General features: G+C 40.6%; 11 protein-coding genes and 3 tRNA genes. 7 read left to right on the forward strand and 7 right to left on the reverse strand.

Annotated elements, in window-relative coordinates; genetic code table 11:
• Positions 1 to 71: 71 nt before the first annotated feature.
• Together HWQ58_RS02175 and HWQ58_RS02180 are read right to left on the reverse strand one after the other, a co-directional pair.
• A complete protein-coding gene (locus HWQ58_RS02175) occupies positions 72 to 410 on the reverse strand; it encodes a type II toxin-antitoxin system VapC family toxin (RefSeq protein WP_366837210.1) in 339 nt (112 codons plus the stop codon).
• Positions 411 to 525: 115 nt separating this feature from the next.
• Positions 526 to 795 carry a hypothetical protein gene (locus HWQ58_RS02180; protein ID WP_181927931.1) on the reverse strand — a complete coding sequence of 90 codons (270 nt, stop codon included), beginning with the start codon at positions 793 to 795 and terminating at the stop codon, positions 526 to 528.
• A gap of 30 nt (positions 796 to 825) precedes the next feature.
• On the opposite strand from HWQ58_RS02180, the gene HWQ58_RS02185 reads away from it, so the two are divergent.
• From HWQ58_RS02185 to HWQ58_RS02195, 3 genes are all read left to right on the forward strand, one after another.
• Positions 826 to 990: a hypothetical protein gene (locus HWQ58_RS02185; protein WP_292857144.1), complete on the forward strand. Its 165-nt coding sequence runs from the start codon at positions 826 to 828 to the stop codon at positions 988 to 990.
• Positions 991 to 1,664: 674 nt separating this feature from the next.
• Complete coding sequence (locus tag HWQ58_RS02190; RefSeq protein ID WP_292857146.1) at positions 1,665 to 3,671, forward strand: NACHT domain-containing NTPase; 2,007 nt, start codon at positions 1,665 to 1,667, stop codon at positions 3,669 to 3,671.
• Positions 3,672 to 3,740: 69 nt separating this feature from the next.
• Positions 3,741 to 4,094, forward strand: coding sequence for a four helix bundle protein (locus tag HWQ58_RS02195; RefSeq protein WP_292857148.1), 354 nt, complete (start codon positions 3,741 to 3,743; stop codon positions 4,092 to 4,094).
• A 51-nt stretch (positions 4,095 to 4,145) separates the two neighbouring features.
• Here the strand turns inward: HWQ58_RS02195 and HWQ58_RS02200 are convergent.
• Positions 4,146 to 4,230: transfer RNA gene (locus HWQ58_RS02200), tRNA-Ser, on the reverse strand.
• A gap of 131 nt (positions 4,231 to 4,361) precedes the next feature.
• The gene (locus HWQ58_RS02205) at positions 4,362 to 5,282 is read right to left on the reverse strand and encodes a TIGR04168 family protein (protein WP_292857151.1); all 921 of its coding nucleotides are present in this window, start codon (positions 5,280 to 5,282) and stop codon (positions 4,362 to 4,364) included.
• A gap of 149 nt (positions 5,283 to 5,431) precedes the next feature.
• On the opposite strand from HWQ58_RS02205, the gene nadA reads away from it, so the two are divergent.
• The 3 genes from nadA (at position 5,432) to HWQ58_RS02220 (ending at position 6,774) form a co-directional block, all read left to right on the forward strand.
• Entirely contained in the window at positions 5,432 to 6,406 is a 975-nt protein-coding gene (gene nadA, locus HWQ58_RS02210) for a quinolinate synthase NadA (RefSeq protein WP_292857154.1), read from the forward strand.
• Positions 6,407 to 6,529: 123 nt separating this feature from the next.
• A tRNA-Tyr gene (locus tag HWQ58_RS02215) sits at positions 6,530 to 6,615 on the forward strand.
• An 87-nt stretch (positions 6,616 to 6,702) separates the two neighbouring features.
• Positions 6,703 to 6,774 (forward strand) — tRNA-Thr (locus tag HWQ58_RS02220).
• A gap of 173 nt (positions 6,775 to 6,947) precedes the next feature.
• Here the strand turns inward: HWQ58_RS02220 and HWQ58_RS02225 are convergent.
• On the reverse strand, positions 6,948 to 7,211 hold the full coding sequence (locus HWQ58_RS02225; RefSeq protein WP_292857157.1) for a hypothetical protein: 264 nt from the start codon (positions 7,209 to 7,211) through the stop codon (positions 6,948 to 6,950).
• 93 nt (positions 7,212 to 7,304) lie between these two features.
• Entirely contained in the window at positions 7,305 to 7,460 is a 156-nt protein-coding gene (locus tag HWQ58_RS02230) for a hypothetical protein (protein WP_292857160.1), read from the reverse strand.
• A gap of 488 nt (positions 7,461 to 7,948) precedes the next feature.
• Here HWQ58_RS02230 and HWQ58_RS02235 point away from each other — a divergent pair, with 488 nt between their 5' ends.
• Positions 7,949 to 8,848, forward strand: a complete 900-nt coding sequence (locus tag HWQ58_RS02235) for a tyrosine-type recombinase/integrase (protein WP_292857163.1) — start codon at positions 7,949 to 7,951, stop codon at positions 8,846 to 8,848.
• 264 nt (positions 8,849 to 9,112) lie between these two features.
• Here the strand turns inward: HWQ58_RS02235 and HWQ58_RS02240 are convergent, their stop codons facing one another.
• Positions 9,113 to 9,634 (reverse strand): hypothetical protein, encoded by a 522-nt coding sequence (locus HWQ58_RS02240; protein WP_292857166.1) that lies wholly within the window; start codon positions 9,632 to 9,634, stop codon positions 9,113 to 9,115.
• Positions 9,635 to 9,818: the final 184 nt, after the last annotated feature.

A 9,818-nucleotide genomic window follows, 5' to 3' on the forward strand; every position in this document is an offset into this window, starting at 1 on the left:
GTTTGTATCGATTTGTTTAGCCTCATCCAAGGCTTTGGGGTTGAATATATGGTGAGGAAAGGCGATCGCTTCTATATTAACGGCAATGTTGGTACATCGAAATCATTAAACGAGCAGATATTGTAAGACAAAGCGGCTATTGCCCTCACCAGCTTACCGTCGAGAGTCAGCAAAGTAGCACCTACCTGCTGGGAAAGCGCGACATAAGAAGCATCGTAGGCAGAAGTTCCATAACTCAAGCTTATAGTAACTGCATCCGCCATCAAATCAGCTGTTGAAACAACACGTAACGGAAAAGCTTTCAGAGTGGCTAAATCTGTCTGAACCTCAGCAGCAGTGTACATCCTTGCACGGACATACTTCCAGAACGTGTTAGCACACTCAATGTAAAAAAGGTCTGGAACAAAAATTTCTGTCTGTGGTTGGCGAGATGACCGAAGAGTTGATTAACTTTGGCAGTCAGTGGGTCAGCAATAAAATACTTGATGCACACACTGGTATCTACCACGCATCTAAGAGGATTGCTCATCTATCGCGGTCTTCTCGAATTAGTTCAGTACTATCAGGTAATCCAAAGTCTGCTGGATTCAAGCGGCGGCGACGGCGACTAATTTCCTCTAGGAGTTTTGGGACATTTTTTCGCCTTTCCTCTTCCGTTGGCTGTGTTTTTGCCTGCAAAGCGTTCTGCAAGATTGTAATAACTTGAGCATCAATTGAGTTATTTTCAGCTTTAGCTAAGTGTTGTAGTTGTTCGTATAACTCATCAGGTATATTGAGCGCATGAATGGTAGCCATTGATTGACCTCCCAAAAGAATTTATTGGTAATGGTAGCACGATGGAAGTTTGGGGAGTGGCGATCGCCTTTGGTTTGTGAATGCGATCGCTTTATTATCTCTACTACCCACCTGTTTCTTAATCCTTCTCTTCTGATTGCTCTGACAGAGATTTTAGTGATGTTTTTCGTAAAATCCAATCAAGATAAAGTATAATAATCTGCATTTTCAGAAAGTTGTTGGCACTTTTGATATTGGCATCGCTCAGTAGCCATTTACAAAACTTTTCCAGCAGTATTCCAACAACAACTTCAACAGACTTATTTACAACCAAAGGGATTAGTCTTTCTAGCATTGCGATTGCCTCAGTAGCTTGACTGAGTTCAATGTCGCAATTTTTTTTTGTAGTTATTTATCTGACTTACCTTGACTTAGCCTGACTTACACTGAGTTAACTCCACATTTTAATAAAAACTTTGGCTACACTGGCTTATAAGTAATTGTGGGAGTGGTCAATGTCTATACCAGAGGACTTTCTTAAGCAACTGGAGCAATACAGTGAATTGTCGCACCGAGAGAAAGAAGTCTTTCTGAAAATATTCGGTCGTAGTAAGAATAGAGTTCACGTAGTTCAAGAATTAAACATTTCTGAAAGTAACCTCAGCACTTGCCTTACAGGCATTTACAAAAAATTTTGCATCACTGGTAATGGCCCTGTTAAAGAAAGCCGCTTACGGGAGTATCTGAGCAAAAGATATACACAACAAAAACCCTCTGGTCATTTAACTACAGATGACGTAGATGATTCTATTGATACCTTAGTGCAAGAAATCCGCAAACAAATCAAACCCTACATCAAAGAAAAGTGCGGAACCATGAGGGTATTAGATATGCCTAAGCCAATTGAGTTAACAGGAAAACAAGGTATTTACACAAATGTCAATATTCTGGAGACAATAACAGGACGAAGACGACTAAAAGTTGCAGAATTAATGCAAAGCTGTGACCATGATAACTTTGAGCGACTTGGACTTAGCGGAGTAAAACAGAAACGAGTCTCAGGATTAGAGGTTGTACAGCGTTATAGTAAGTTGATGGTTTTAGGTAAACCAGGAGCAGGAAAAACCACTTTTTTAAAATATCTAGCAATGCAGTGTATTGAAGGGAGATTTCAAGCAAACAGAGTTCCCTTGTTTATCACATTAAAAGATTTTGCAGAAGCACCTAAAAAACCAGATATTTTGAAATTTATTGTTCAACTATTATCAAGCTCTGGGGTACTTCATACCAGTGCGGCAGTAGAGAAACTGTTGAAACAGGGTAAAACATTGGTATTGCTGGATGGGTTAGATGAAGTACGAGAGGAAGACACCAAGCGTGTTTTACGACAAATTCGCGAATTTTCTGACCTGTTTCATACCAATCAGTTTGTAATTACCTGTCGTATTGCTGCCAAAGAATACACTTATGAAAGTTTCACAGAGGTAGAAATGGCAGATTTTGACGAAAAACAAATAGCAATTTTTGCTCAAAATTGGTTCCAGTTAACTGATCCAGTTAAAAGCAAAAGATTCATTGAAAAACTAAAGGAGAATGAACCAATCCAAGAACTAGCTAGTAGTCCTTTACTTTTGACATTACTGTGTTTGGTGTTTGGAGATAGTGGAGATTTCCCAGCAAACCGTTCTGAACTTTATCAAGAAGGATTAGATGTATTACTGAAAAAATGGGATGCCAAACGCAACATTGAGAGAGAGCAGGTCTATAAAAATCTGTCTTTGCAGCGTAAGGAAGATTTATTGAGTCAAATAGGCTTAACTACCTTTGAGCAGAAAGATTATTTCTTTAAGCAAAAAACGGCCGAAACATACATTGCTGATTTTATCCGTAACTTACGTGATGCAGACACAGATCCAGAAGTGTTGAAACTTGATAGTGAAGCTGTTTTAAAGTCTATTGAAGCACAGCATGGACTCTTAGTAGAAAGAGCAAAAGGTATTTATTCCTTTTCTCACCTAACATTTCACGAGTATTTCACCGCAAGAGAAATAGTTTCTAACTCTGCCTGGGAAACTTTGCTATACCATATTACAGAGAAACGTTGGCGCGAAGTTTTTTTGCTCACAGCAGGAATGATACGTAAGGCAGATAATTTAACACAGTTAATGAAGCATAAAATTGATGGACTAATCAGCACGGATGAACAATTACAAAATTTGATGAGATGGATAACTAAAAAATCTTCTTTAGCTATAGTGCCATATCAACCAGCAGAAATCAGAGGTATCTACTTATTTTTAATAAATAATCTTATTAAGAGTAATTCTTCAGATTTTACACGCTTTCCTCGAATTTTAGCCTTTGCTCTTGCTCTTACTGGTACTTCAGACAACGGTTTTTATAAAGCCTGTAATCCTACAATTTTTAGTATAGGTATTCCAAGCTTGAGTTTTGTAGTTGAGATATATTTTGAGAGCAAAAAAATTTGTGCATCTAGACAAAGCTCAAACACTATCTATCCTAATGGCTTTGATTTTAATGCTGATTTTGATTTAAAACATAATCCTAGCAATGAGTTACAGATTGCGCTTGACAACCTCAAAAGTCAATTACCCCCTATAATAAAAGATCTATCACTTGTAAGAAACGATATTGAAGAGTTTAACCACTGGTGGATAACTGATGGTAAAGTTTGGAATGAACAGCTTACATCTATTATGATTGAACATTGCGATATTGGGCATGACTGGCAGTTAAACAAAGCACAAAAGATGCTATTAGAACAGTATTACTATGCCAATAAATTGCTAATGGACTGTCTAAATAGTGATTGTTATATAAGCCGGGAAGTTAGGCAAGAAATTGAGGATACTTTGCTGTTACCAAATAAAAATTAAACATTTAAGAGAAGTTGGGAAGGCAGCTAAAAGCAAAAAACTTATAAAAAATGTAGTTAACTTATAGCTGTGAAAAAAGATATTTTGGATCGCACTTTTACTTTTTCAGTTCGCATAGTCAAATTGTGCCAATTTTTAGATGATAAACCAGGAGTAGCACGAACCCTTGCTCAACAGTTATTAAGGTCAGGAACATCGATTGGAGCTAATGTAGAAGAAGCACAAGCTGCTCAAAGCAAAGCAGATTTTATCAGCAAGCTCATGATTGCACTAAAAGAATCCCGTGAAACTCGGTATTGGTTAAGATTGCTTATTGCTTCCGAAATAGTACCTCAAGAAAGAATTAGCCAACTCCAAACCAAAGCCGAAGAACTAACAAAAATTCTTGGTGCCATCATTATCTCTACCAAAGGCACCACCTAACCTCATCCTCCTCAATGTTTAATTTTTAATTTCTAATTTTTAATTCCTAAACGGAGAGGGGGAGATTCGAACTCCCGGAGGTTTTAGCCTCATCCGATTTCAAGTCGGACGCAATCGACCACTCTGCCACCTCTCCAATAAATCTGTCAAACTTGTGCATAGCCTACTTTCAGACGCTATTCAGGCGCTCTTGTTGGTTAGCACTAAAGCTGACAGATAATACTATATCGTATCATCTACGCAGATTGCACTACTGGATGCGAATGTCTACGACACACTACGCGATCGCTCATACAAAATTTCCTCCTTAGCCACCTGGTAGTCATTCCCCACCCAAACTAGGGAAACTTGTGAAACCACACCTGCCTCTAGAGTGACAATGGAAAAATTACGCAACTTCTCGCTGTCATTTTCCACAATCCTCGGCACAGTGGCTGCATTTAAGTAAATTGTCCCTTCTGGACTTCTAAAAATGGGCTTGCGCTGCACCTTCTTGGTATGGCGTAAATCTCGGTGCATGTGACCAAATGTCACCAGAGGAATGGTTTTACCAGCAGTCAAGGCTTGAGAAATCGCCTCGCCCAAATCTGGATCGCCAAAATCGCCGCCAATTGGATGCCAGTCTTTGCCACAGGGGTCTTCGGGGCGATCGCCTAACCCACTAGGCCCATTGTGACCCAAAAATATAATCGTTTCGTAAGCGGCGCTTTTAACTGCTTTGAAGATGCGATCCGCAGATTCTTCCAAACTCGTTACACCGTAACGTTCTTTACAGATTTCCGCGAATTTCCACTCTGGGCCACCCCAAGTAAAGGGACGACCCCCCACTACAGTTAAATTCCAAGTGGGAAAATCCAGCTTACCGTAACCGACATGGGACGGGCCTAATAAATCGAGCTGTTCTTGTACCCAGTCTTCCTTAGAGCGGTCATAAGGAGCTTTTTTGCGTCCCCATTCGGTAGCAGTGTACCAGGCATCATGGTTGCCCATTACGGCTGCTTTGGGAATATCAAGAGAGGCGATCGCTCTGACCACTTCCACCGATTCATTGCCAAAATCCCCGACAAACAGCACTAAGTCAACACCCAAATGCTTGAGTGCAACGCCATCTTCCACTTCCCATTGGTCGTGAATATCTCCAACTACAGCAATTTTGAGGTTTATCGATTGAGTTTTCTGACTGGTCATGCCACTTTCCTTGCCGTCTATCTCCAGGATATGAAACTCAGCCCGATTTGGACACAACCCTAAAATATCAACCGCCCACTATTTTTGGTAAAAACTACTATAATTAATTTTACAGGACATAAATTTGCAATTTAAAGCACCCCCTAACTGTGTTTACCACTGCACTAGCTCAACGAGAAAAAACCCAACTGGGTAAACTACCACTAGATTTGTTTGCCGCCATTGAAAGTCTCAAAAAAGAACTCAACGCAGTTATCCTGGCACATTATTATCAAGAGCCAGATATTCAGGATATTGCCGACTTTATTGGGGATTCATTACAACTGGCAAGAGCCGCCGAAAAAACCAATGCGGATGCGATCGTTTTTGCTGGTGTTCACTTCATGGCAGAAACAGCAAAGATACTTAATCCCGATAAATTAGTACTTTTACCAGATTTGGATGCTGGTTGTTCTTTAGCAGACAGTTGTCCACCAGACGAATTCGCAGCTTTTAAAGCAGCGCATCCAGATCATTTAGTGGTATCTTACATCAACTGCTCTGCTGATATCAAGGCGATGAGCGATATTATTTGCACCAGTTCCAATGCTGTGAAAATTGTCCAGCAGATACCAAAGGAACAGCCGATTATTTTTGCTCCAGATCGGAATTTGGGGCGGTATGTGATGGAACAGACCAGACGAGATTTGGTACTATGGCAAGGTAGCTGTGTTGTCCATGAAACCTTTTCGGAAAAGAAAATTGTCCAGTTAAAAATTGCCCATCCCGAAGCAGAGGCGATTGCACACCCAGAATGTGAAAGTAGTGTACTGCGCCACGCCAGCTTTATTGGCTCTACAGCAGCTTTACTCAAGTATTGTCAAAACAGCCCCACCAAAGAATTTATCGTTGCTACGGAGCCTGGAATCATTCACCAAATGCAAAAATTAGCTCCTGACAAGCATTTTATTCCTGCCCCACCGATGAATAACTGCGCTTGTAACGAATGTCCGTTTATGCGATTAAACACCCTAGAAAAGCTTTACTGGGCAATGAAAAATCGTACTCCCGAAATTACCATGTCAGAGGATATTCGGCTTGCTGCACTGCGACCAATGCAACGAATGCTGGAGATGAGTGTGTAATTAGTATAGGTTTAGATAATTTGTAGAGACGCGACAAAACTGCGTCTCTATTCACAAGTTATTTATTTAACCACTTGCAATTTATAAAAGATGATGCTAATATCTTAAATCGTGAGACAAATTGGGTCGGTGTCCGAGTGGTTAATGGAGACGGACTGTAAATCCGTTGGCTAGCGCCTACGCTGGTTCAAATCCAGCCCGGCCCACCACTTACGAAGTTATAGGTTATAATGACTGGGTAAAGAAGAAAGCTCCCAGCATTGTAACTTACAACTGAAAAATCAAAATTATCTTTTGCCCGTGTGGCTCAGTGGTAGAGCACACCCTTGGTAAGGGTGAGGTCACGAGTTCAATCCTCGTCACGGGCTTTTTAGATTTACAAAGCAGTCCTAAACTGACTTAATCTGCCTTAAAACTGCCTTAAGCTTAAGACAGTTTAGGCTGCTTGGCAATCAACGATTAAGGGTAGACTGAGTTTTACCAAAGTCTACCCAGGAGCCATCAGATACCTAGTAAGGCGATCGCCAAGGACTAAGGGCGGCTAGATGGCATAAAAGTACTTAATGTATATTACTTTGGCGTTCTTTCTTCTGGGGGTTAGTTTCGACCAATAGTCGCTTCCAATCTCGCGATCAAAATCATCTATCTTGTTAAGGCTATAGTCCGATTTCCAGCCAGCCTTTTCCATTTCCTCTAGGATTCTGTCGAGAACTCGTTCAACTACGGGAATGTAAACCCAAGTTTCATTAACAGCCGCTTGTCTTTCTAGGGAGCCTAATTGAGTTTCTAGGGTAATCTGAGTCATAATATTAAAAGTCCTTAAGTTTGTTAGTTCTTACTGCGGGATTCTTAGCGCTTTCCTGATTGCCTTCAGGGAGCGCTTATTGTTTTGCGGTCATTAAGGAGTATTTTTGACGTTAGGTGCAAGTAGCTTGATAACTATGTAGGTGTTGAGGGGTATCATTTCCCCTAAGTTTTGGCAGTACTCGAAATGTAGTCTTTTAAGTTCCTCGTACTCCTCATCTTTAAACCTAACCGTTATCCCCTTCGACATTTGTTTTTCTCCTTTTGATATAACCAATATAACCAATGCAACCAGTGGTTACAGCAGTAATATTACTGTATTTTAGACATATCTTAAGCACTTAATAATCTTAAGTAGCCTTTTGGTAGACATAGAAAAATCCCCCAGGATTCCTGAGAGATATAAGCGGGTATTCAATGGTTGTATTTTTACCAAATAGGGATGTCCGGCAAATCGGGTCTATTAATCATGTGCCCATAAGTCTTCATTACCATTATTGTATCCGTGTGACCTAGTAAATAAGCTACCCCGGTCATCTGTACAAAAAATCCTTTTAGTGTATTTATAAATGTATGTACTCTAAGTAGTAGATTATTAATGGGTTAACCCATAGTGTTGACCCAATAAAGCTTTTAACGAATATAAACTATTACATTTTTGATAATATAGGATATTTTAGTTTTTTATAATACTTTATACTTACTCATGAACCTAGTAAGTAGCATAGAGAAACTAGTATGGCAAGAGCAAAGGCGGGCACAGTTGGCATTGATAAACAGTTGACTCTCAGTGAACTTTGGGACAGTTATTGTAAGTCTCGTAGCGGTCAGTTGACATCTACTACGTTAGAGCTTAAGTACATCAAGTATTATGGGGGATTACTCGATAAATGCCCTCACAAATACCCATCTGAAGCTTTAAAAGTTAAACACTGGTTGTTACTTAACCGATCAGAAGACACCACTAAGCGGTTTTTAATACAGTTAAACGCGCTTATGCGATGGGCAGTTAGTAGGGGGTTAGCGTCCGAGAACACTTTCAAGGATTTAGATAAAGACTTAAGGTTAAACAATAACTCTCAGATAGACCCCTTCACCGTTAATGAGTTATCAGCTATTTTAGATGTGTTTCATGGGCACTATTTTGAAAGTTTTATTAGGTTTCTGGCGCTAACTGGCTGTAGGACATCTGAAGCCGTGGCCCTACAGTGGAGCCAGATTGAGCTAGGATACACTCACTTAACTTTTAATGCTAGTTATTCACTGGACTTACGCCAAAGGAAGCCCACTAAGAACTCAGACCATCGTAGAATACCCTGTAATGCTTCCCTCGCAGCATTATTAGCTAATCAGCCGCGTATAGATCATTATGTATTCCATAGCACCGTAGGCACGGTAGTTAACATTCGTACGCTTTGTGCCCACGTATGGCAGCCTAGAATCCAAAAACTTATCGACGCGGGACAAGTAGGCCGATATCGCCCAGTTAATAACTTAAGACATACAGCTATTACACGTATGCTAGAGTCTGGTTTAACAATACCTGAAGTAGCCTACATAGTTGGTAACACTCCGCGAATGATAATGCAGTATTACTCCGGGGTTAGTTGCAACTTAAAAATACCAGAAACACTATAGAGTTACTGTTATTTACCCTAAGTAACTTAACAGTACAAGCCCCCCTGTCGATGCTTCTTTGGTCAACCTACCTAGTCAGAACCCCTATGGTTTATATCACCACAGGGGTTAACCGCGTATGTTTAGAAGTATTCAGAAGTCTTTAATCCGGGTCAACGGCTTGCCATAAGATAGCTCTGGCTTACCGTCCCAGATGGTTAATCTGTTACCCTTAACACTTAGGTGGTCAGGATTAGCCGCTAAATACTTCCCAGTGCTGTTGGTCTACGATCGCTGGAGTCCCTTAGCTTCCTTACGTGCCTGTAAGACCTCATGTAGTCGCCTACGCTGTTCTAGATTTAACCCCTGTAGAAACTCTAATCTGGCCTGATAAATCCGTGCAGCATCTTTAGTACTACGTAGCACCCTAGATTGCTTCAGTACTTCAGTCTGCGTCAGGGATTTTTTAGACTCTTTTGGATGTGCTTCTAGGGTTACAGTGGCTTCTGATTGTGCATTCTTAGCCTTTAAAACTTCCAGAAACCTTTTTCGTTGCTCAGGATTAAGACCTCGGTAAAACTCTAATCTTTTCCTTTGCTGATCCGTAAGGTCTTGGTGAACCTTTAGACGTTCTTGGTGAACCTCAGCAGCCTTTTTAGAGGATTTAAGTACCCTTGATTGCCTCCGAACATCTTCACGGGTAACTTTAGGTTCATCAGAAGTTTCTGTGAATCTCCCGTGTGACCCGCGAGGGTGTTTATTGGGATTGAAGTTAGTTACTCGACCGCCACGTAATATCTTAGCCATCTAGGGAAACATTGAGTTTCCTAGATTTAGTCAACCAATGTTTGACTTTAGGCTGTATTACCCATGTGCCCCTAGTCTCATCTGTTGGTTGTTTGGTTAACTTCAATACCCCTAAGTGGAACCTGTTTGACCCCTGTGGCTGTCTGAGTCTTCATAGAAGGATAGGCAACCCCCGAAGCCTCAA

This window comes from Nostoc sp. LPT, from assembly GCF_017115165.1.
Lineage (GTDB): Bacteria > Cyanobacteriota > Cyanobacteriia > Cyanobacteriales > Nostocaceae > Nostoc.

Excerpts from the sequence above, each read along its gene's own strand:
- HWQ58_RS02180 (WP_181927931.1), bottom strand. The coding sequence starts at position 795 with ATGGCTACCATTCATGCGCTCAATATACCTGATGAGTTATACGAACAA.
- HWQ58_RS02185 (WP_292857144.1), top strand. The coding sequence starts at position 826 with ATGGTAGCACGATGGAAGTTTGGGGAGTGGCGATCGCCTTTGGTTTGT.
- HWQ58_RS02190 (WP_292857146.1), top strand. The coding sequence starts at position 1,665 with ATGCCTAAGCCAATTGAGTTAACAGGAAAACAAGGTATTTACACAAAT.
- HWQ58_RS02205 (WP_292857151.1), bottom strand. The coding sequence starts at position 5,282 with ATGACCAGTCAGAAAACTCAATCGATAAACCTCAAAATTGCTGTAGTT.
- HWQ58_RS02225 (WP_292857157.1), bottom strand. The coding sequence starts at position 7,211 with ATGACTCAGATTACCCTAGAAACTCAATTAGGCTCCCTAGAAAGACAA.
- HWQ58_RS02230 (WP_292857160.1), bottom strand. The coding sequence starts at position 7,460 with ATGTCGAAGGGGATAACGGTTAGGTTTAAAGATGAGGAGTACGAGGAA.
- HWQ58_RS02235 (WP_292857163.1), top strand. The coding sequence starts at position 7,949 with ATGGCAAGAGCAAAGGCGGGCACAGTTGGCATTGATAAACAGTTGACT.
- HWQ58_RS02240 (WP_292857166.1), bottom strand. The coding sequence starts at position 9,634 with ATGGCTAAGATATTACGTGGCGGTCGAGTAACTAACTTCAATCCCAAT.